The sequence below is a fragment of the Pedobacter alluvionis genome, assembly GCF_003664035.1.
Taxonomy (GTDB): Bacteria; Bacteroidota; Bacteroidia; order Sphingobacteriales; family Sphingobacteriaceae; genus Pedobacter; species Pedobacter alluvionis.
In genome coordinates, this window is the sequence record NZ_RCCK01000012.1 from 455,645 (window position 1) to 478,627 (window position 22,983).

At 38.1% G+C, this 22,983-nt stretch carries 19 protein-coding genes; 8 read left to right on the forward strand and 11 right to left on the reverse strand.

Translation table 11 applies throughout. The annotated features are described in order from the left end of the window. The first annotated feature begins 5 nt into the window (after window positions 1-5). The 3 genes from BCL90_RS15875 (at window position 6) to BCL90_RS15885 (ending at window position 4,478) form a co-directional block, all read left to right on the forward strand. Complete coding sequence (locus BCL90_RS15875; protein WP_121284978.1) at window positions 6-1,046, forward strand: sialidase family protein; 1,041 nt, start codon at window positions 6-8, stop codon at window positions 1,044-1,046. Window positions 1,047-1,325: 279 nt separating this feature from the next. Next, window positions 1,326-3,458 carry a ribonuclease R gene (rnr, locus tag BCL90_RS15880; RefSeq protein ID WP_121284979.1) on the forward strand — a complete coding sequence of 711 codons (2,133 nt, stop codon included), beginning with the start codon at window positions 1,326-1,328 and terminating at the stop codon, window positions 3,456-3,458. A gap of 45 nt (window positions 3,459-3,503) precedes the next feature. After that, window positions 3,504-4,478 (forward strand): polyprenyl synthetase family protein, encoded by a 975-nt coding sequence (locus BCL90_RS15885; RefSeq protein WP_121284980.1) that lies wholly within the window; start codon window positions 3,504-3,506, stop codon window positions 4,476-4,478. Window positions 4,479-4,588: 110 nt separating this feature from the next. Here BCL90_RS15885 and BCL90_RS15890 read toward each other — a convergent pair whose 3' ends face one another. The 3 genes from BCL90_RS15890 to rplU form a co-directional block, all read right to left on the reverse strand. Continuing rightward, a complete protein-coding gene (locus BCL90_RS15890) occupies window positions 4,589-5,428 on the reverse strand; it encodes a hypothetical protein (protein WP_121284981.1) in 840 nt (279 codons plus the stop codon). Window positions 5,429-5,975: 547 nt separating this feature from the next. Continuing rightward, a complete protein-coding gene (gene rpmA / locus BCL90_RS15895; RefSeq protein ID WP_121284982.1) occupies window positions 5,976-6,392 on the reverse strand; it encodes a 50S ribosomal protein L27 in 417 nt (138 codons plus the stop codon). Between the two features lie 52 nt (window positions 6,393-6,444). Next, complete coding sequence (gene rplU / locus BCL90_RS15900; RefSeq protein ID WP_025146774.1) at window positions 6,445-6,756, reverse strand: 50S ribosomal protein L21; 312 nt, start codon at window positions 6,754-6,756, stop codon at window positions 6,445-6,447. Between the two features lie 1,014 nt (window positions 6,757-7,770). Between rplU and BCL90_RS15905 the strand changes: the two genes are divergently transcribed. Both BCL90_RS15905 and BCL90_RS15910 read left to right on the forward strand, forming a co-directional pair. Further along, the gene (locus BCL90_RS15905; RefSeq protein ID WP_121284983.1) at window positions 7,771-8,727 is read left to right on the forward strand and encodes a GLPGLI family protein; all 957 of its coding nucleotides are present in this window, start codon (window positions 7,771-7,773) and stop codon (window positions 8,725-8,727) included. A gap of 14 nt (window positions 8,728-8,741) precedes the next feature. Beyond that, window positions 8,742-11,384 (forward strand): TonB-dependent receptor, encoded by a 2,643-nt coding sequence (locus BCL90_RS15910; protein ID WP_166792221.1) that lies wholly within the window; start codon window positions 8,742-8,744, stop codon window positions 11,382-11,384. Between the two features lie 204 nt (window positions 11,385-11,588). Here BCL90_RS15910 and BCL90_RS15915 read toward each other — a convergent pair whose 3' ends face one another. The 4 genes from BCL90_RS15915 to BCL90_RS15930 all read right to left on the reverse strand — a co-directional run bounded on the left by BCL90_RS15915 (window position 11,589) and on the right by BCL90_RS15930 (window position 15,901). Then, window positions 11,589-13,085 (reverse strand): M56 family metallopeptidase, encoded by a 1,497-nt coding sequence (locus tag BCL90_RS15915; RefSeq protein WP_121284985.1) that lies wholly within the window; start codon window positions 13,083-13,085, stop codon window positions 11,589-11,591. Between the two features lie 6 nt (window positions 13,086-13,091). Beyond that, entirely contained in the window at window positions 13,092-13,454 is a 363-nt protein-coding gene (locus BCL90_RS15920; protein WP_121284986.1) for a BlaI/MecI/CopY family transcriptional regulator, read from the reverse strand. A gap of 484 nt (window positions 13,455-13,938) precedes the next feature. Next, the gene (locus BCL90_RS15925) at window positions 13,939-14,439 is read right to left on the reverse strand and encodes a hypothetical protein (RefSeq protein WP_121284987.1); all 501 of its coding nucleotides are present in this window, start codon (window positions 14,437-14,439) and stop codon (window positions 13,939-13,941) included. 85 nt (window positions 14,440-14,524) lie between these two features. Continuing rightward, window positions 14,525-15,901, reverse strand: a complete 1,377-nt coding sequence (locus tag BCL90_RS15930; RefSeq protein WP_121284988.1) for a dicarboxylate/amino acid:cation symporter — start codon at window positions 15,899-15,901, stop codon at window positions 14,525-14,527. Window positions 15,902-16,203: 302 nt separating this feature from the next. Between BCL90_RS15930 and BCL90_RS15935 the strand changes: the two genes are divergently transcribed. From BCL90_RS15935 to BCL90_RS15945, 3 genes are all read left to right on the forward strand, one after another. Continuing rightward, the gene (locus BCL90_RS15935) at window positions 16,204-16,701 is read left to right on the forward strand and encodes an RNA polymerase sigma factor (protein WP_029286005.1); all 498 of its coding nucleotides are present in this window, start codon (window positions 16,204-16,206) and stop codon (window positions 16,699-16,701) included. After that, window positions 16,688-17,287 carry a hypothetical protein gene (locus BCL90_RS15940; RefSeq protein WP_121284989.1) on the forward strand — a complete coding sequence of 200 codons (600 nt, stop codon included), beginning with the start codon at window positions 16,688-16,690 and terminating at the stop codon, window positions 17,285-17,287. The genes BCL90_RS15935 and BCL90_RS15940 overlap by 14 nt, the downstream gene beginning before the upstream one ends. A 124-nt stretch (window positions 17,288-17,411) precedes the next feature. After that, window positions 17,412-17,978 (forward strand): DUF922 domain-containing protein, encoded by a 567-nt coding sequence (locus tag BCL90_RS15945; protein ID WP_134380673.1) that lies wholly within the window; start codon window positions 17,412-17,414, stop codon window positions 17,976-17,978. On the opposite strand, the gene BCL90_RS15950 is transcribed toward BCL90_RS15945, so the two are convergent. The 4 genes from BCL90_RS15950 to fabF all read right to left on the reverse strand — a co-directional run bounded on the left by BCL90_RS15950 (window position 17,967) and on the right by fabF (window position 22,928). Then, the gene (locus BCL90_RS15950) at window positions 17,967-18,338 is read right to left on the reverse strand and encodes a diacylglycerol kinase family protein (protein ID WP_121284991.1); all 372 of its coding nucleotides are present in this window, start codon (window positions 18,336-18,338) and stop codon (window positions 17,967-17,969) included. The two genes, BCL90_RS15945 and BCL90_RS15950, sit on opposite strands and share 12 nt — an antisense overlap. 260 nt (window positions 18,339-18,598) lie before the next feature. Continuing rightward, window positions 18,599-19,195 carry a hypothetical protein gene (locus BCL90_RS15955; RefSeq protein ID WP_121285165.1) on the reverse strand — a complete coding sequence of 199 codons (597 nt, stop codon included), beginning with the start codon at window positions 19,193-19,195 and terminating at the stop codon, window positions 18,599-18,601. A gap of 62 nt (window positions 19,196-19,257) precedes the next feature. Continuing rightward, complete coding sequence (locus tag BCL90_RS15960) at window positions 19,258-21,168, reverse strand: beta-N-acetylhexosaminidase (protein ID WP_121284992.1); 1,911 nt, start codon at window positions 21,166-21,168, stop codon at window positions 19,258-19,260. Between the two features lie 509 nt (window positions 21,169-21,677). Next, window positions 21,678-22,928 (reverse strand): beta-ketoacyl-ACP synthase II, encoded by a 1,251-nt coding sequence (gene fabF / locus BCL90_RS15965; protein ID WP_121284993.1) that lies wholly within the window; start codon window positions 22,926-22,928, stop codon window positions 21,678-21,680. Window positions 22,929-22,983 lie beyond the last annotated feature (55 nt).

A 22,983-nucleotide genomic window follows, 5' to 3' on the forward strand; every position in this document is an offset into this window, starting at 1 on the left:
CAGAAATGCTTAAATATATTTCAATTGCTTTTACCATAATTTTTCTTTCATTAAAGGTTTCTGCGCAAAAAGTGGAAATCATTCAGTCGACTACTATTTTTGAAAAGGCTCCATTCGAGGCTTGTCACGCCTCTACCCTGGTTGATTTAGGCAAAGGAAAAATAATGGCAGCCTGGTTTGGCGGAAAACATGAAGGCAGTAAAGACGTCGCAATCTGGTCGTCAATAAAAACCGGAACACAATGGAGCCAACCGATCGAAATAGCAAATGGGATAGTCAGCGATACAAGCCGGTTTGCCTGCTGGAACCCTGTTCTTTTTAAAACAAAAAACGGCACTTTATTTTTACACTATAAAGTTGGTGCAAATCCAAGAAACTGGTGGGCAGAATATAAAACATCTGTTAACAATGGCAAAACATGGTCTAAAGCACATAAATTGCCTAAAGATTTTCTAGGACCAATCAAAAACAAACCTATTCAATTGCCAAATGGAACAATTCTTTATCCTTCAAGTACAGAAAGTTTAGATGAAAAAACATGGGCAATCCATATTGAAAAATCAGATGCTGATGGTAAAAACTGGAAAAAGATTAATATTAACTGTGATACTTTTGGTGTAATCCAACCCTCTATTCTAACTTATCCAAATGGGAGGTTACAGTTATTGTGCAGAAGCAGGCAGAATGTGATTGTACAAAGCTGGTCGGATGATTATGGCGAAACCTGGTCAAAACTTAAGGCTACTCAATTGCCTAATCCAAATTCGGGTAGCGATGCCGTAACGCTAAAAGATGGCCGGCAATTACTGATTTACAATCCGTTAACAGCAGGCAAGAACTGGTGGGAAGGCAGATCGGTATTAAAACTGGCCCTATCAACCGATGGTGAAAACTGGCAAAACATTTATACCTTAGAAAACCACGATAAAGGTGAGTATAGTTACCCGGCCATTATTCAGGATAAAAAAGGGAACATACATTTAACCTATACTGCCGAAAGGAAGAAAATTACTTATGCGGAGATCAGGTTAATCCGTAGTCCATAATCCATAAGATGGAATGAATGCTAGAAATAAAGTTTAATCTGGGATATTATTTATTTGGTTCATGGTTAATCGTTGATAGTCAATAGCAATTTTCCCTAACCAGTCTTGGCTATTAACTATGAGCTATTAGACCATCAGCCAGGTAGCCTGTTTGCTGTACTAATGAACCAATGACAAATGAACTATTAAACGATAAACCATCATCGATTTTACATATTATCCCCTATATTTTCCATCCTGAGCATCTTTTCTGTATCTTCGGTAAATTCAGTTTAGCGTATGGCAAAGAAAAAATCGGCAAGTATAAAATTAGTTCTGAATCAATTGGTTAGTGATGTTTTTGAAAAAAACAATAATCAGCTGCTTAATTACAAGCAGGTTTCGGCCAAATTAAATTTGAACGATCAGGAATCAAGAGAAACCATTCTCGAGATCTTAAAAGAAGGGAAAAGTGCAGGAATTTTCTTAGAACCAGAAAAAGGTAAATTTAAACTTAAAGAACTGCAGAACTTTATTATCGGTACGGTTGATATGACTGCCGATGGATCAGCATATATCATTCCGGAAGATGAATTTGAGAAAGATGTTTTTGTAGCTCCACGAAAACTCAAAAATGCATTGCATGGTGATACCGTAAAGGCTTATGTTTTTGCAAAGAAAAGCGGTCGTAAAAACGATGGAGAAGTTGTCGAAATCCTTAAAAGAACAAAATCAGATTTTACAGGTGTTATCAAGATATCAGATCGTTTTGCATTTGTAATTGCGGATGATAAAAAAATGATGCACGATATTTTTGTACCTCTGGCGGATACTCACGAAGCCAAAAACGGTCAGCGGGTATTGGTAACCTTATCAGATTGGCCTGAAAGTGCAAAAAACCCAATCGGTATTGTTAAACATGTACTGGGTAACCAGGGCGAGAACAATACCGAAATGAATGCTATTTTAGCCCAGTATGGTTTTCCATTAGAATTTCCACCACAGGTAGAGCGCGAAGCCAATGCCATTCCTGAAGAAATTCCAGCAGCAGAAATTGCCAAAAGAAAAGATTTTAGAAACGTATTAACTTTTACCATCGATCCTGCAGATGCGAAAGATTTCGACGATGCCATCTCCTATCAAAAACTTCCTAACGGAAATCATGAAATTGGTGTACATATCGCTGATGTTTCGCATTATGTAATCCAGGGAACTGATTTAGATAAAGAAGCATATAGTCGCGCTACTTCCGTTTATCTGGTCGATCGGGTAATCCCGATGCTGCCTGAACGCTTAAGCAACGGCGTATGTTCACTTCGCCCCCATGAAGATAAATTGTGTTTTGCAGCCGTTTTTGAACTGGATGAGCAGGCGAACATCCAGTCTGAATGGTATGGCAGAACAGTAATCCACTCAGACAGAAGATTTAGTTACGAAGAGGCTCAGGAAGTAATTGAGAATAAAGAAGGTGATTACGCTCAGGAAATATTAAAACTTAACGAATTAGCCTATATCCTTCGCGACCGTAAATTCAAAAACGGCGCCATCAGTTTCGAAAGTACCGAAGTTAAATTCAAACTGGATGAAGCGGGCAAACCCATTGGTGTTTACGTAAAAGAGCGTAAAGATGCCCATAAACTGATTGAAGACTACATGCTTCTAGCCAACCGTAAAGTTGCCGAATTTATCGCCAAGAAAACTAAAGGAAAAGACAAACTGACCTTTGTTTATCGTGTGCATGATTCGCCAAACATGGAAACCCTGAATACTTTCGCAACATTTGCTTCGCGCTTTGGTTATAAAATCAATACCAAATCAGATAAAGAAATTGCCAAATCGCTGAACAATTTAATGGCCGATGTGGAGGGCAAAAAAGAACAAAACATTTTAACTTCGCTGGCCATCCGGTCAATGGCAAAAGCAATCTATTCAACTAAAAAAACCAGTCATTATGGTCTGGCTTTCGAATATTATACCCACTTTACTTCCCCTATTCGTCGCTATCCCGATGTGATGGCACATAGGCTTTTACAAACTTACTTAGACGGTGGTAAATCGGCAGACATGGAGTTTTACGAAGTCGCCTGTGTACATTCTTCGGCTATGGAGAAGAGGGCCGCAGATGCCGAACGAGCCTCTATTAAATATAAACAAGCCGAATACTTAGAAAATAATATAGGTACGGAGTACAAAGGGATTATTTCTGGCGTTACCGAGTGGGGAATGTACGTAGAAATTGAAGAGAATAAATGTGAAGGCATGATTCGTTTAAGAGACATATCAGATGATTTTTACGTACTTGATGAGAAAAACTACTGTATTGTAGGCCAACGCAAAAAGAAAAAATACCAACTTGGAGATGAAGTGATGATCAGGGTGAAAAAAGTAGATCTTTCCAAACGTCAAATCGATTTTACCTTAATTCCTGATTAAAAATTAAGACATTTGTGCCCGAAAACACAATGTTCAAAGCAAAGCATGCATACTACAGAACAATTACAGCAAATTTTATATACTGCAATACAAAATTTAAAGCTTCCGGATCACCCTAAACAGCTTTACGATCCGATTACTTACATTATTAACCTTGGCGGAAAGCGTGTAAGACCGTTATTGGTTTTAATGGCCACCGAACTATTCGGCGAGGATGCAAACCAATCAGTTCACGCAGCAATGGCCATTGAGATTTTCCATAATTTTACGCTCGTTCACGATGACATTATGGATAATGCGCCATTGCGCAGAGGACAAGCCACTGTACACGAAAAATGGAGTACCAACGTAGCCATATTAAGTGGCGATGTAATGATGGTAGAGGCCAATAAAAACCTGGCTAAAGTAAATCCAATCTTTCTTAAAGATGCGTTGGATACTTTTAATGCTACTGCTCAGGGTGTTTGTGAAGGTCAGCAGTTAGATATGGAATTTGAAGGTCGTGATGACGTGAGCATTGAAGAATACATCAACATGATCAGGTTAAAAACTGCGGTGCTTTTGGGCGGTGCACTAAAGCTTGGAGCAATTATCGCCGGTGCTTCAGAAAAAGATGCAGACTTAATTTATCAGTTTGGCGAAAATATCGGCATTGCTTTTCAGCTACAGGATGATATTTTAGACGTTTACGCTGATCCGGAAAAATTCGGAAAACAGGTTGGTGGTGATATTATAGCCAACAAAAAAACATTTCTGCTATTAAAGGCATTCGAGCTTGCCGATGGAGAAACCAGAGCATCATTGGATACCTGGACAGCATCCAAAGAATTTAACACCCAGGAAAAGATAGATACAGTGCGCCAGGTTTACGATACCTTGGATATTCAGGATATTGCTAAAGAAAGTATGAACAATTACCTCAACAAAGCGCTGGCCGTATTTGCGCAGATTAGTGTGAGTGAAGAAAGAAAATCAAATCTCTTAACGCTTACTGATCAGTTAATGGCAAGAGAGCATTAATTAAGGTATTCGTCATTTCGAGCGAAGAGCAACGAAGCCGAGAAATCTATATCTAAAGATCTCTCCATTTCGCTGCGCTTCAGTCGAGATGACGTACTTCATATATTTCCTTAAGCTTTCACCAATTTATATTTAATCCAAAAATCAGCAGATTTAGCAGCTAACTCGCCACCTTGCATTGGTCTCTGACCACCACCCATTTTTCCTCCGCCTCCCATACCGCCACGGCCACTTCTGCCCATGCCGCCACCTCCCATTCCTCCTCTACCTCCAGATCTTCCTCCACTTCTGTTTCCTCCTTCAGGAGTACCTTCTCTTTTAAAACTGGATTTACCAGGCTCATTTATTTTAATATTATAAACAAGCGGTTTTTTAAGATCCAGGCCAACCTGTAGTTGCGCCAATGGAATGCTCAATTCGTAAATCAGATCTCTATTTGGATGAATGCTCATTCCGGTTTCAATGCCATCTTGATTTATTGCAGGCAACTCACCATCTGGAATATTTTTAAATCCTGCAACCCTAATACTTTTATTCATTGTCGCCAGACCATGCATCTCTTTATCAGGGGATAAAGCATTATACTCATGATGCTCTTCCCCTTCTTTCGGCATTGGTGGTCTTTCCATCAGCGGAAAAGTTAATTTCATCCCATCCTTCTTTTTCCCTGCTGTATTAATATTTAAAGTAATGCCACCTCTTAACACACTAAAAGTAGTCTGGGGATCCAATGATTCTATAATAATATATAAATTTTTGTCATCGTTGGCCAAAGCGAAGGCTAGTTTGGTAGCGTCATTGTATTCATTTAGCGGTTCGTTCCATTCATTCGATATGCCATCGGCCTTAAATGGCTTAACCATGCGGATATTTTCTTCTACCTCCTGTGCATACAATAACCGGCTAGAAATAAGCGATAGAATTAATAAGAATATTTTCTTCAGATTCATTTGGATTAATTTTTAAATCAATGCCCAAATCTAATCGTCGCAAATGTTAATTTTTGTTATTTAACAGCGTTTAACACATTAGTCCGGAGTCGACAGTCTGGAGTCTATTAATCGATTTTTCCCACGATGTGTCACCCTGAGGGGTAATTCATAATATAAATAAAAGCTTAAGTATATAGTTTCCTCAAACTGTCGTCATTTCGAGCGGAGTGCAACGCAGTCGAGAACCACGAAGTGCTCAGCGAAGCTAAATCTGCCTAGATAGATCTCTCCATTTCGCTGCGCTACAGTCGAGATGACGATCATTCTTATTGGAGTGTGTCAATGGTAACGTAGTCGAAGGACTGGTAATAGCTTGGCGTTAGAATCAATTAACTGCTTTAAATAATTAAGCAACTTTCATATTCTGACCATTAAGAAATTAAGAAAAATTAAGATTTAAGCGATCGCTGTAAACATTATGGCTATCAACCATGAAGTAATGAACCCTACCAACAAAAAAAGTCCCGATTTGCATCGGGACTTTTCATTATGAGTTCGTTACTAATTATTCTGCAGGTGCAGCTTCTTCAGTAGTTTCGTCTTTTTTAGCAGCTTTTTTAGCTGGTGCTTTTTTAACTGGAGCAGCTTCTTCAGCTACAACTTCTTTCTTTGCAACCGCTTTTTTAGCAACTGGTGCTTTCGCTATTGCTGCTTCAATTTCAGCTTCAGTGATAGGAAGAATAGAAACATAAGATTTATTATCTTGTTTCTTTCTGAAAATTACAGTACCATCAACTAAAGCAAATAAAGTGTGGTCTCTACCAATACCAACACCTTTATCAGGGTGGTGTTTTGTTCCACGTTGACGTACTAAAATGTTTCCAGCGATAGCTAATTGCCCACCGAAAATTTTAATACCTAAACGCTTACTATGCGATTCACGTCCGTTTTTCGAACTACCGGCTCCTTTTTTGTGTGCCATGATTTTATATTTTGTAACTCGCTAAAAAGCGAATTATTGGGTTAACAATTAATTATAGAGTGATGTCAGAAATCTGAATCTTAGTGAAAAACTGGCGGTGACCATTTTTCTTTTTGTAACCCTTTCTACGTTTTTTGTGGAAAATAATTACTTTATCACCTTTTAAATGAGATACGATCTTAGCTGAAACTTTAGCACCTTTAACTGCAGGAGCACCTACAGTAATTGCACCACCGTTGTCAACCAACAATACATTATCAAATTCAATACTAGCGCCTTCATCTCCTTGTAATCTGTGTACAAAAAGGTGCTGGTCTTTAGCAACTTTAAATTGCTGCCCTGCTATATTTACTATTGCGTACATTGTTTAAATATTAGTTTTTTAATTTTTATTTAACGAGGTGCAAATATAGAACAAATTCAATTAACACACAAACACATATCGAAAATATTTTCAACTAAAATCATATAGGATCAGGATTCGGAAGATTTAAGGAGTTCAGGATCGATTTAGTCAATATTTAAACTGTATTTTTCGAAAATAATGATTCAATAATTCTTTAAATCTGTCCTGGCTTTCCATCATAGCACCTGCTTATAAAGTATAAAACAAGTAAGTTCTTCTTGTTTTATACTTCAACCACCAAACTGCATTTCATTTTCGGGGCTTTAAGGGTGCAGGAACCCTTGTTCCTAAACCTGATTGGAGCGAACACGAAGTGCAACGGAGTAAAGCGTAAAGCAGGACTGAAGCCAACCAAGAACCACAAGCCGCTCATTTCCAAATCATCATAAGCAAATAACCTTTAGTTGGAGCGGAGGGCCAGTACAAAATAACAAGTTTCTTCCCGTTTTACGCTTATACGCTTCGCTTCCTCGTACCTCGTTGCTGTAGGGTATCGCTTCAACCGGGGCTAATTGGCTACGACAGCATTTCATTTTTGTGGTTGCAGCGTGCAGAACCCATGTTCATAAACCCGATCCGATAGCTAGCTATCGGATGCAGCGAACATCCCGATTTTTTCCACTGGGATAAAGTTTAAAGGACTGAAGCCAACCAAGAACCGCAATCCGCTCATTTCCAGACATTTTACTGATAGTATTCCTTCAAAGTTAACTGTCATTCTGAACGCAGTGAAGAATCCTTACTTAATAGACGTAGAACCTAAGTTCAGCCCAGAGAGATTCTTCATTACATTCAGAATGACAAATTATTCCTTCGGCTTAGGATAATGCCAATAATTCTCCGTGTTAATCTGTGTCTCCGCAGCTAAAGATTCTACTTATTTCCCTTCGTTAAAAAATGTTAAAACACTTTTTTATCTACGAATAATTCGTAGATTTACGAAAACTAAATAAACAACTTAAACCAAAACCCATGAAACCAATCTTAATTATCTGTTTAGCAACAGTACTAAGCTTTTCAGTAAAAGCCCAAAACCCTGATAAAGCCCTGGCAAGAGTAAGATACACTTTTATCCACATAAGTGATACTACTCAAAGGGATAAACCACATACTGAAAATATGCTGCTTGTAACCGGAAAAAATGCTTCTGTATACACCAGTTATGATAAGCTGAACCAAGCATTGAATACCCAGAAGCAGATTCAAGAACAAATGAAAAATCAAGCGGGCAACTCCAATATCAAAATCGAGGTGAAAAGTGAAATGAAAGTTCCATTAACACAGGAAGATTATTTCTTTTTTGCAAATGAGCATAAAATGATTACCAAAGAGCGCTTATTTAATAATTACCTGATTGAAGAAACTGCTCCACAAATTGACTGGAAAATTTTAAAAGACACCATGAGTTTTTCAGGGATACCATGCCAGAAAGCAACAGCAACCTTTAAAGGTAGAAAATGGGTTGCCTGGTTTGCCACAGAAATTCCTTTTCAAAGCGGTCCGTGGAAATTAAACGGGTTACCAGGTTTGATTATAGAGGCTTATGATGAGAAAAAAGAAGTAAAATTTACATTCGCTGGTCTTGAAAACGTAAAAGACGATGCCAACCAAACAAACTCAGGTGAAGATGGCAAAATTGTAACGCCCAATGGCACAGGAGTAGTAAAAATGGTGGGGATAGATGTAAGTACCGCTTACCTGGGACCAGAGATTAAATTACCTGCGGATGCCATTAAAACTACCAGAAAAGAACTAGACAAACTTAAAGCCGCAAGAGATAAAGACCCTCAAGGTTTTATGCAGGCCCAAATGGCCGCAAGTGGCATGCAAGGTTCTTTTAAGGCTAATCCTGCTCCACGCCCGACTGGAGGTACAGCTATCAGTAAACCTGAGATCAACAATCCAATCGAAATTCCAGGGAAGAAATGAGAAGCTATGTAATAATGCTGACGTTTTTCCTCACATCTTTTTCTGCCCTGGCACAAAAGCCAATCAAAGGTTTGGTTAAGGATAGCTATGGAAAAGCGATTGAACTGGTTAATGTAAGCCTAAAGGATCCTGAAGGGAATACCATAAACTTTACGCGAACCAACCGGAATGGAGAATTTAATATCCCTCTAAAAAACGACCAGATTACGGGCTACAAAATTGAAGCCTCGAGCATTGGTTATAAAAAACTGAGCACGGTTATAACGGACGTAACCAAAAGTTACGAACTCATTATGCAAAACAGTGAAACAGCACTTGAAACCGTGACGGTAAAAAAACGTCCATCCTTAACGGCAAATGGTGATACCTTAAATTACAGGCCATCTGACTTTGCCGGTAAACAAGACAGAAGTATTGGTGATGTGCTCAAGAAAATGCCGGGAATCGAAGTTGCTGAAGATGGCAAAATCAGCTACAACGGTAAATCGATTTCGAACCTCTATGTAGATGGCGATAATTTGTTAGACGATAAATACAATATAGGCACCAAAAGTATCCCTCATGGCGCAGTTGATAAGGTACAGGTGATCCAAAACGATCAACCCATTAAAATGATGCGTAAAAATAACATGAACGATGATGTTGCCATAAACCTGGTGATTAAAGATGAAGCCAAGCTTAAAGTAATGGGCGATGCCACCGTTGGCGCTGGCATCCCCAACCGCTTTGATGAAAACCTTACGGCCATGCTTTTTAATAAAAAACTCAAATTTATTAACAACGTTAAAGGAAACAACATCGGCAGCGATCCGGGTGGCGACCTTTTTGCACACAATTTCTCTGATTATTTAAAGAAACTGGATAATGATAAACCTAACGGACTGCTCTCAACAGGTGCCGCGGGAGTGCCCTCCTTGCCGCAAAGCAGGTATCTTTTTAATAAAGCCGGATTGATTAACCTGAACAATCTGTACAAGTTCAATCCCGATCTTCAGTTAAGGGCCAATATTTCATATTTGTATGATCAGCGGCATCAGGAGTACAGCAAATTTTCGGAAACTTATCTCCCCAATCAAACTATCCGCTATGCAGAAACGCAGCGCAATGCCATTAATCCACAAAAATTAAGGGCGCAATTTAACCTGAACGGAAATGCAGAAAAATACTATCTGAACAATAATTTTGTCCTCGATTATGCGCCTTTTAAAACATCTTCGGCTTTTGTAATCAATAATGTGGCAGCCAATCAGGTATTGCGGCAGGAAACACTCGATATTTCGAACGAGTTCAATTACCGTAAAAAGTTAAAGTCAGAAGATGTAATTAACCTGTACTCCTATTTAAACCGTACTACACAACCTGAAAACTTAAACATAAACCCAGGACTTAATGCTGATATTTTAAACAATGGGAACAGTTATCTTGGTTTAAGCCAGTATATCAAAATACCAACCTGGTACACCAATAACTATGCTTCTTTTGCTTTTGTAAACAATCATTTCTTTCAAACGTATAAGGCAGGTTTTAATGTGCAGCAACAAAAGCTCAATTCGGAACTTTACCGCACACAAAACAACCAGCAGACCGAACTTGTATCTGGCAATACCGTAAATGACCTTGATTGGCTAAAAACCAAGATATATACCGATGCCACATACGAATTTACTAACGATAAATTAAAAGTTGGATTGAGCTTGCCTTTAAGTTATAACCTGATTAAATACAGTGATGACATCAATCAGTTGGACAAGAGTCTGAATAAATTGTTTCTAAACCCTTCTCTGACTATAAAGTATCAAACCAGCGTTGAAAATTATGTGACAGCAAATTATAGCTTCCGTAACGATTTAGGAGGAATTGATGATGTTTACCGGGGTACAGTGTTAAAAAACTATCGCTCTCTTTTTGCCAATAATGCCCCCATTTCGGAATCGAAAACCCATAATGTTGGTGCAGGGTTTAATTTCAGAAAAGCCATGCAGATGTTATTTGTAAATTTGACTGCCAATTACAGTGATGCCGAACTGAACACCATTTCTTCATACACCTTAAATAACAACCTCCAGCAAAGGGTGGTATTGCCATTGAGCAACCACATCCGCACCCTATTTTTTAATGCAAACGCCAGCAAATACCTTTTTGCGCTGAAAAGCACAGTAAGTGGAGGCATTAGTTTTTCGCACAGCCAATATGATCAGTTGCAGAACAACGAACTTTTTGCATTTAATGCACAAACTATTTCTTACAAAATGGGAATAGAAGCAAAACTCACCAACTTTATTAATTGGTCTTACCTGGCAAATTTTTCGGTTACCGATAATAAAGCTAAAGTGGCCGACGCCATCAAAACGAATTTTCAGCAGCTCAGGCAGCAGTCTACCCTGGCCATTACCACTTTTAGAAATATATATATAAACTTATCGGCCGAACATTTATTTACTCATCAATCTACACAACCCAATTTAAAATATCTTTTTGCGGATATGAATCTCAAATACAAATACCTGAAAATGAAAACAGATTTTGAATTTGGCATCACCAACCTGGCGAATATCAAAAGTTTTGATGCGGTTTACCTTTCAGCCAATTCTCTTACTACAGGAACCTATTATATCCCTGGAAGAGTGGCGATGTTGAAGGCGACTTTTAGCTTTTAAGTACATAGGTCGTAATCTCGACTGGAGCGCAGTGGAATGGAGAGATCTTTTAAAGATTCTTTAAACCAAGTTCAAAGATTTCTCCACTGCGGTCTAAGGGACGATCTTACTAAATTCAAATCGGCTAATCGTCATCTCCTGGGACGAAGATATCTACAGTAGATTTCTCTACGCTACCCTCTAAATGACGAGAGTTGTGCGAAATTAGGGTTTTGTAGTAATCTGGATAGCCTGATTATTTCTATCAATTTTCATATCAGAAACTTTATTAAGGTTCAGTTTATCCAGTTCTTCTTTTGTGATCTTATTTCCATTCAGGAAATAAGAGGTATTTTCTCCAACCATTATTCCATTAGCATTTTGATGTTGATTTCCATCTTTTGCATCAGAAGTAGTGGCGGTTGATTTTATGAAATACATAAATCCAACTCCCTTTTTCCTGGACATCGGCAGTTCCTCCAGGTCTTCGCCATTTTTGGTTAAAACTTTTACATCGATATTTTTATGATCCGATTTTACCGTATCTGTAAAGCTAAAGTGCTGTACAAAAGTTTTGCCTTTAAAATCACCGTCCGTTTTAAAACTCATGATCTTCACTTTTTTGCCTAAGCCATTTAAAATATCCTCTACCGATCTCCGCGAAGAATCTACCCCATTGGTAATGCTTTTGATAATGAAAGTCATTTTATTAACCGTAGCAGGTTCTTTGAGCGTATTAATCAGGATTTTCTTTTTTGCTTTTGGTTTTAAAACTGTTTTTGATTTTGGCTGTACCTCGGTCACCTTTTCAGGCAAAACATCATTCACCATGTTGGTTAAAGGTGCTAAGCTTTTCTTTATATTCTTTTTATCAATAGTAAAGGCGAGTGTGACGCAGAGCAATATCGGTAGCACAAATAAATACCGAGTTAAATCCACTTTCGGTGAACGTTTGGCATTCATCATTATAATCCTTTTTTTAAGATCAGATAGATTAAAATTATTCACAATAGCTACTGATGGTTGTAAAGCACCTACATCTAGCAAACTGTACTGATAAGCTTTTTTATCAATACCTTTCCTTAAAATTTTTGCATCGGTAATAAATTCAATGTTTTCCCTTACCGCTTTTTTCATTAACCAAACGCCTGGATTAAACCAGTAAAAAACTACGCAGATTTCAGCCAGGATAATATCTAAAGTATGCCATTCTTCTATATGTACGCGTTCATGCTCAAGAATATTGCTTAAATCTTGTTTTTTATGCAATCGCGGATTAATATAGATAGTCTGCCAAAAGCTAAATGGGCTTACTTCATCATTTAAAATCCGCACTTTATAATCGTTTAACTGATCTGGCGAAGATTTTTTATGCATCCTGTAGAGTGAAACAAACTGTATCAGTAACCTCATGCCCATTAATACAACACCAGCATAAAAGAATATGGTTAATGCTTGCCAAAATATCGAAACGGCATCCTGTTGTACCAATTGACTAACTTGTTGATTGAATTGAGGCACAAAGGCAGGTATAGCTTTCTGATTAGCAAAAAATTCGGTGAGGTTAATAAAGGGGTAGGCCGAAGAAAAAATGATCCCAAACAGCAGAAATACCCGGTTGACGGAATAGAAAGTTAACCTTCTCAATAATAGGTAGTAACTAGCAGAAAACAAGAGCAGTACCAGGTTAATTTTCAATAAAATGAGAAAGAAATGTGGCATGGCCTTTTACTTTTCAGGGTTCTCGATTAAATTTATAATCTCTTTAAGTTCTTCGGCACTGATCTTCTTATCCTTTGCGAAAAAGGCAACCAATTCTTTATAGGAACTTTGAAAGTAATTATTAACAAAACCGCTCATAAAACGCTTTTTGTATTCTACTTCTTTAACCTTTGCACTGTAGCGGTTGGCATTGGCAAAACGCTCGCTTACCAGAAAGCCTTTACGTTCCAGATTTTTAACCGTTGAGGCCAGCGTAGTGTATGGTGGTTTCGGCTCGGGTAGCACGTCCATAAAATCTTTGATAAAACCTTTTCCAATCTGCCAAACAGCCAGCATCGCTTCTTCTTCCTGTAATGTTAACTTTTCCATTATTACGAATATATCGTAAATATACGAAAACATCCCAAAAGAAAAAAACTTTAATAAATGGCTAACATTTAGCCCTTTATTAAAGTTTTTTATTGTTTACCAGTTCATTGGTCATTAGTTAATTAGTCAATAATTAACTGGTTAATGTTTAAATCGGTTAATCAACTCCAAATGCCCGGCTCCAAACTCCACCTAAGTAACTTTCAACACCACTAACATTGGCAACCTTCAATAGAAAAGTTGTCCTCTCGATCCGATAACTATCGGATGGAACGTAGTGAAATGGAGAGATCTATCTGGACAGATTTAGCTTCGCTGAGCACTCTGTGGTTCTCGACTGCGCTGCGCTCCGCTCGAAATGACGACCTTATGTATTGTAATTTCCTTCCTCGACTTCCAATTTCGACCCCAAACGCAAAACTCCCAACGCCACACTGATTTACAAGCAATTTGGCTTCTGACTACAGACTCCCGACTACCCTACCTACTTCCCGCTTCTTTGTTCAGCCTGCAGTAAGGTTTGATCAATAACTTTACGCATCTGTACCGCTGCATCTAATAATTTAGGATTGCCATCAAAATCGCCATAAATCACCACATGTTTTGTTTTTTCTTTATATTTAAACAGCAAATCGTAGCGTGGTACTGCCCTCGATTTTTCGCTTTTCTTACCAATGGTATCCGGAAAATTCCAAAGTCCAATTTCGTTGGCTTTGCCATGCATGTAAAGAATATCGTCATTCTTTAAAAAGATTTTCTTCTTAATTACAGAATCGGCACCATTAACATACTGGTAATCGCCAGTTGCAGAATTATAATGGTTCTCTAAGGAATCTTTTATTCCCCATTTATATTCCATTGATACAAAATCATTTTTTCTAAAAGGGGCGTTCTGAATGATCGGTTTGTAATAGATGTAACAATAAATGATCATTGGTACGATGATGGTGATGGCTAAAAATATTTTTTTTCCTCTGCTTGACACTTTTTGTATTATTTATTGAATGAATGAATTTTGAATGATTGAATGAAAGAGCGTTAAATAAGACTCAGGACTGAAGAGTTTAGACTTAGGATTCCTTAAGCTCCCCTTCCCACTTACTTACCACAGCGGTTGCAATACTGTTACCTACCACATTGGTTGCCGAACGGCCCATATCCAGCAAAGGATCGATACCGATTAATAAGGCTAAACCTGCCTCGGGAATATTGAAACTGGCAATAGTACCTGCAATAACCACCAACGATGCTCTTGGCACACCAGCAATACCTTTACTGGTTAACATCAGGATTAACAACATCGAAATTTGCTGCTCAAAACCCAAATGAATACCATAAGCCTGCGCTATAAACAGAGAAGCAAAGGTCATGTACATCATCGATCCATCTAAATTGAATGAATAACCCAATGGCAGAACAAAACTTACAATTTTATCTTTACAGCCAAAACGCTCTAAAAGCATCATGGTTTTTGGATAAGCTGCTTCGCTGCTTGCTGTACTAAAGGCCAGGAGTGCAGGCTCTTTCATATCGTTTACCAAACGGAAAATACGTTTCTTCAGTACTAAAAACCCTAAGAAAATTAACACTGCCCAAAGTATGCCTAAACCCAGATAGAATTCGCCTATAAATATGGCATAGGTATTCAATACATTTAAGCCTTGTTTAGCCACTATAGCAGTCATAGCTCCGAAAACAGCCAATGGCGCAAAATTCATTACATAACCGGTCATTTTTAAGATTACATGGGCAATAGCATCGAAGGCTTTAATCACAACCTGTCCTAAATCGCCAATGGCAGCTGTGGCGACACCAAAGAATAGTGAGAATACAACAATCTGCAAAATTTCGTTCGTCGCCATTGATTCTGCAATACTTTTTGGAAAAACGTGCGCAATGAAATCTTTCACGCTCATTGCCGCTTTTTGTATACCTGTATTCACCAATTGATCTGGCAATGATAATTTCATATGCCTTCCAGGCTCAAATAAATTTACCAGGATCATACCCAATATCAGCGACATCAGCGACATGGCTAAAAACCAGCCTAATGTTTTGCCTCCAATTCTGCCTACAGCTTTAATATCACCTACTTTGGCTACGCCGACCACTAAGGTTGTAAACACCAATGGCGCAACAATCATCTTAATCAGGCGAAGAAAAATATCGCTCAACAGGGTAAAATACTCTAGTTTTTTCTCCCTGATATCTTCGTTCTCTTTCTTGATTTTGGCATTGGCTTTTCGTTCAGCCTTAAGTTGTGTGTAACCTAGACTGGTTGTATCGGTAGTTTTAGCAATCCTGACCTCTATACTTTTAACTTTCGCATCGGCATTGAGGATTTTCTGGTTGTAAACATCGATTGAATTGACGTTTAGGATATAGCCGAGTATAATACCAGCTATCAGTGCTAAGAAAATGAAAAGCGTGAGTTTGTTTTTCTTCATGAATATAAAAAGTTTGTGCCAACTTAATTTGGTAAAACTACGATATTTACAGCGTGTAACAAAGTTTGATAATATGTGACATTAAAAAACATATCAATGTTGCTGAGTTAAGCCACCCGCCAAAGCCGAAAAAATTTAACCACGGATAGAAAGGATGCATACCGATATGAAAATCTGTGTTTAGCGGTACACATCTGTCGTTAAAACTTTTAACTCAATGACATAAAAAATTATGCTATTTTTGATTCCTGCTGTAACAAAAAACGCAAATCATCATCTAAAACGCAACTATAAACCCCTAAATGGAACAAAAAGACAAGTTATTTAAAGAGATCTTTGATTCGAATTCCAAAAAAATATTCCATTTATGTTATGGTTATACTGGTGACACTGACGCCGCGAACGATCTTTTACAAGAGACTTTTTTAAAGGTCTGGCAAAATCTGGATAAATTCAGAAACAAATCTTTAATCTCTACATGGATTTACAGAATTGCTGTAAATACCTGTTTAACCTATTTGAGATCTGAAAAAAGACAGGCAAAAGATGAATTAACGGATAATATCATTGAAAACAAGATAGAAGAATTTTCAGAGAAAAATGAACAGGTTGCCCTGCTTTACAAGTGTATATCGAAGCTTGAAGAGAATGACCGTTTGATTATTACGATGGTACTCGATGAGTTGCCATACCACGAAATTGCAGATATATCAGGGATAAGCGAAGGCAATTTAAGGGTAAAAATTCACCGAATTAAACAAAAATTAACAGAACTATATAACCAGTATGCAAGCGTTTGATCAAATACAGGAGTTGTGGCAAAAGCACGAGGTAGAAGTTAAAGTTTCTGCTGATGAGATGCTGCAACAAGCGAAGAAAGAAGTAAATGGATTAAAGCTGAAATCTGCTTTGAACATTTTGGGTATGCTGGCATCCTTTATTGCCATTGCCGCATTATGGGTATTTTTTCACTTCGAATCGTGGACTACACACGTAGGAATCAGCATTACCATTATTGCTATTGGTGTTTATACCTTAATTCTGTACCGCGATTACAGGTTAATTTCAAAAACAGACTTCACAGCTCACCCCAAAGAATACTTAAACAACTTAAAAACTTATCAGTTAAACCGTTATAAACTCTATAACTCTTTATATTGGTTTTATATGATTGCACTTTCATTGGGTCTCATATTTTACTTTGTAGAAATTCTTGCGCACTTTACAGTCGTTCAAAAAGTTTTAGCTGTTGGCTTAACCGCACTATGGATATTATTTTGCTCAACTATTTTAAGAAAAGCGGTAATCAACAGGGAAAAAGAACGAATAGCTTTATTGATCGAGAAATTTGAGCGCATTAGCGGACAGATTTCTACTCCCGAATAATTTTAGGCACGGTTTTTTCATTGTAAAAAGCAACAGATGAAACCATTATGGTTTACCCACCTTCTAGTAATAGAATGTGATAAATCATGATCGGTTCAAGACCGTTGAAACTAAAATTACACAAGTGAAAAAAATATTAATTGCATTTTTATTTTTGCTGGTATTGCCCTGCACCTTTGCTTTTAAGCAGGATTTTTCTCAACCTGTACAACTGGATTGGGAAACTCACTTTAAAGGAAAACCCGATATGCGTTCGCCGTTTTTTGCTTTAACAGCCATGACATGGAAATACAGTTATGAGAGCACTGTTTACCGTAACCGTGTTGCCATTAAGCTTCAAAATGATGTAAGTATCGATAAAAACAGATCGTGGGTAAAATGGGATAAGATTAAAGATCCTGAAATCAGGGCCAGTCTTTTACACCACGAACAAGGGCATGCCAATATTCAATATGTTTTACTTTTAGAAGCAGAAAGGGTATTAAAAAACAGAAACTATTCTGTAAACAACTATAAGGCTCAAATATCTGAACTCGCCAACCAGATCAGCAATTATTTCGATACCATGCAACGCAACTATGACGAAGAAACCGAGCATGGTAGCAACCATAAAATGCAGGCCAGATGGGATGAAATTATCCAGAACAAGATTGAAGAATCAAGGACTGCTATGGCCGAATTACAAAAATAGTTTCGGGATAAAGACTAAAAGGCCAACCGCTACCGCCAGGAACGCAGCCACTAAAACCGCAGCAGCAGCCAAATCTTTTACCACTTTAATTTTTGGATGGTAATCTGGAGAAACCACATCAGCCAGTTTTTCGATAGCAGAGTTTAAAATTTCAGTTACAAAAACTGCCGAAATAACGGATAAAATAGCAACCCACTCCAGGCTGGATATTTTTAGGTAAAAAGATAAACCAATGGCAATTATTGCTGCCAACAGATGAACCCTGCCATTATGATCATTTAAAAAAAAGAATTTTAGGCCATTAAAGGCATATTTAAAGCTCTTGATCCTATCGATAATTGAAAATTTTGGGTTGTTCATTGTTTTTTAAATTGCGTGATAGATCCTGAAACAAGTTCAGGATGACAAAAAATAGTGTGGTGGTCGTCATTCCTGCGCAGTCTGTAACCACGAAGTGCTCAACGAAGCTAATCTTAAAGCGTATGCCATCACAAATTCATTCAGCAAGGAAAGATCCTTCGACTACGCGCAGGATGACACCTAGAACAAAAATTCGCAACAAAACCGTAACTCCAAGTTTATACTTCATGCCCTTTCCCTTCTACCATCCTCCTTAAATCTTATTTCACATCATTAGTAGAAAAACTATTCCCGCTTAATTTATACTGAAAGGTTTTGGTAATGGTTTTTGTGCTATCTGCACTATCCTTTACCGGGAAAGACCGGAACAGATCTCCGTTTTTAATAAAAAAATTATCATTGCCCATATATCCTTTCTTTTTATTGGTACTTAAAGATGGGAAACCAATTTTCTTAAAATCGCCACCTGCGTATTCGAAAACATTTAGGTCGGAAATATTTTTTTTGCTCAGCAACTGAATGTATAATTCAGGGTTTCCATCGTTATCAAGGTCCATATTCCAGGCATCGGTAATAATACCTTTACGATCAACAGCTACTGAGCGGTAATTGTTACGGATTGAATCGGACATTAGAATCTGGTATCCACCTATCGAATCCACTCCTTTTCCCCAGCTTACAATTTCAAAATTTAACCCTGGTTTTACTTCTATATCTTTATAAAAGCGGAATGGATTCTTTTCTACTTTAACCGTTTCGGTTTTAATTTCTTTAGGTTTTTCTTCGGTGCATGCAAAACAAAACAGCACCCCCGTAATTAACAAAAGGTGCTGCCATGTGTATTTCTGTAGTTTCATTCTATTTGGGTTCATTTTGGTTGCCCCAAATTAAGTATTTTAGCCTATCAAAGCAATAAATTTTATTTCTTCGCTTCCGCTTTAACTTCGGGTGCTCCGTTATTTAGAACCGTTTCGGTAACTACACTTCTTCTACCGCTTGGAGCAATTACGATGGTTTTCAAAACCCTTTTCTCACCTTGAGGAACGGTAATTTTAATTGGCGACGTATACAAAAATGCATTTTCGGATGGGCGGGATAAATCAATCGAATAATAAATTTTAGCTCCTGCAACAGGTACTTTTAAATCGATAGTAAAATCGCCACCGGTTAACGGTTTATCACTTTGTCCGATTGGTGTAGGTATCCAAAAATTAATGCCCATTTTATCTAAACGCGCCAAATGTACCGGTAGACGCTGCTCAGAGAAGTTTTTTAAATCTTTACGTTCAACCGGCGACCAGGCAATCTCCGATAAAGCTAATATCCTGGGGAAAGCATGATTTTCAGCTTTTTCAGGGGCTTTAATATACTCTGTCCACATATTGGCCTGTACACCTTTGATATACTTTCGCTCATCAGCAGTTAAAACTTTCGGAATCGGATCATAAGCATATATTTTTTGATAAGGGGCAAAACCACCGATGGTAACCGGCTCATCAGGAGAATTAGATTGTTTATGGTCGATATACAAGCCCATCGAACCTGGAGTCATAATTACATCGTGTTTCTGTTGTGCAGCTGCAATTCCACCATCTTCTCCCCTCCAGCTCATTACAGTAGCATTTGGCGCCAAACCACCTTCTAAAATCTCATCCCAGCCAATAATCGAACGACCTTTTCCATTTACATGTTTTTCAATCGTCTGGATAAAATAACTCTGTAATTCGTGTTCATCTTTCAAGCCTTTTTCTTTCATTAAAGCCTGGCAAAATGGCGATTCTTTCCAATAGGTTTTTGGTGCTTCATCGCCACCAATATGGATGTATTTTGAAGGAAAAATAGCAATTACCTCATCCAGAATATTGTTCAGGAAAGTAAAAGTGTTTTCTGAGGGTACAAAAATATCATCAAAAACACCCCAGGTTTGTTGTACCTGTTTACCTTTTCTGCTACCTGCCCACGGTGTTTTATCGCTGATAAAAGTATCCCGGTCAGGAAAACAGCTTAATTCAGGATAAGCAGCGATCGCTGCAGAAGCATGACCTGGCAATTCAATTTCCGGAATTACGGTAATGTATTTCGTAGCTGCATATCTCACAATTTCTTTAGCTTCTTCCTGGGTATAATAACCTTTAACCGGTGTTAGGTAATTGCCATTGCCCGGGTAATTACCAATTATACTACCGTTACGGGATGAACCAATTTCAATTAGTTTCGGATATTTTTTTATCTCCAGTCTCCAGCCCTGGTCATCAGTTAAATGCCAGTGAAAAGTATTGATTTTGTAATAAGCCAACTGATCGATGTACTTTTTGATAAAAGAAACCGGGAAGAAATGACGGCTTACATCCAACATCGTTCCACGGTATGCAAAACGTGGGTAATCGTTAATATTAACGGCAGGGATTGTAATTTTATCGGCAACTTTATCGGGCATCATTTGCATAGCCGATTGTACGGCATAAAACAGACCTGCACCTTTTCCTGTCAAAACAATTTGTTTTGGTGTAACCTTAATGGTATATCCTTCGGCAGGTAATTGATCTGCTCCAACAGATGTTAAAATGATAGCCCTTTGGTTAGGTTGAGGGATTTTAGTTTCCCTTAGGGCAAAACCTGCCTTAGTAACGATAAAAGCATTTAATAAATCAGCCATCTTTGCGCCGTCGATGCTTTGATTGACTAAAACTGTGGTTTTATCTAATACGAAATTTCCGTTAGCCCTCGTAATGGCCACCGGTGCAGGGATGATACCCAAATTAGGATCACCCTGCGCAAATGCCCCCGTACTGATTAATATTCCAATAAAAATCGATAATGCTTTGTTCATTTTTTGTGTAGGTTTTATGACTTAAACTAATATTTGAACCAAGATAGAGATTATGGAGATATTACAAATCCCATATTTTTGTTACAATAGGAATCAAACGTTTGACTACACCTCATAATGCAGATAAATCTTAATATTAAGAGGTCGTCATTTAGAGCGGAGTGCAACGCAGTCTAGAAATCTACATTTTATAGCTTCTACACAGCAGATTTCTGCGTTTCATCCGATAGCTAGCTCTAGCTATCGGATGACGACCGCGCTAATGGATTCTGTTGGAATGTAACGAAGAATCTCTGCATTCCCTGTCGCAACTTAGGAAAAAGTCCTGCCCTAAAACTGTTTTTTACTAAAAGATTCTTCACTGCGTTCAGAATGACAGGGAAGTGGAACTTGTGAGGTAGCAACTCCAGAGATGAGGCAGGATTAAAACTACATCCATAAAAAAAGTGCCTGGCGATTAACCAAACACTTTATAAAATCCCTAATTAAGCTGGGAATAATAAAATCAATTAAGCCTCATACTTTTTAAAAATAGTACTCGCGGTGTGACCGCCGAAACCAAAAGTATTATTTAAAACATAGTTAATTTCTTTTTTAAGACTTTCTCCTAAAACGAAATTCAATCCTTTTGGAATATTTTCATCAAGATTTTTAGTATTAATGGTAGGCGGCACCACATTATCTCTGATTGATAAAATACTGATTACACTTTCAACCGCGCCTGCAGCACCAAGTAAATGACCTGTCATCGATTTTGTTGCACCAATCACAACTGGTAAACCATTAAATACAGTATTAATTGCCTGTAGTTCACTTAAATCACCCAATCCGGTTGAAGTAGCGTGTGCATTAATATAATCGATTTTATCGGCCGTAATTCCGGCATCTTTCAAAGCTTTAGTCATACCCAGGGCAGCACCAATTCCATCAGGCGGTGTTCCGGTTAAATGATAAGCATCAGCCGCCATTCCACCTCCAATAATCTCGGCATAAATATGTGCACCACGTGCTAAAGCATGATCCAGATCTTCTAAAACCAAAGCACCTGCGCCTTCACTCATCACAAAACCATCTCTATCTTTATCAAAAGGTTTTGAAGCACCCTGAGGATCGTCATTGTTTTTTGATAAAGCCTGAGCGGCATTAAAACCACCTACAGACGATTTGGTTAAGGCCGCTTCCGAACCACCGGCAATCATTATACTTGCTTTGCCCAAACGAATGGTATCAAATGCATTAATAATGGCAGTATTAGATGATGCACAAGCGGATACGGTACAATAATTTGGTCCGCGTAATTTATGGCGTATAGAAATGGCTCCGGCAGCAATATCAACGATCATTTTCGGGATAAAATAAGGGTTAAACCTCGGTGTTCCATCTCCGGCATGAAATTCTTCCAACTGTGATTCAAAAGTGCCGATACCACCGTTTCCGGTTGCCCAGATGACCCCAACTTCTGCCAATTGCTCATCGCTCATTGCGCTGAAATCCAAGCCGGCATCTTTTATCGCCTGATCGCTCGAGCCGATAGCATATTGCGTAAAAAGGTCGTACTTTTTAATCTCTTTTTTCTCCAGGTATTCTTCAGGATTAAAATCCTTTACTTCACCTGCAAATTGCGTTTTAAATTTACTCGAATCAAATTTTGTAATTGGGCCAATGCCACTTTTTCCAGCTAATATCTGTTGCCAAAATTGCTCAACAGTATTGCCAAGCGGGGTTATCGCACCTAAACCTGTTACTACTACTCTTTTCATTTTATTGTTTTTTAGTCAATTCCCCTGGATAAAATCAACCTTTAACTATCCAAAA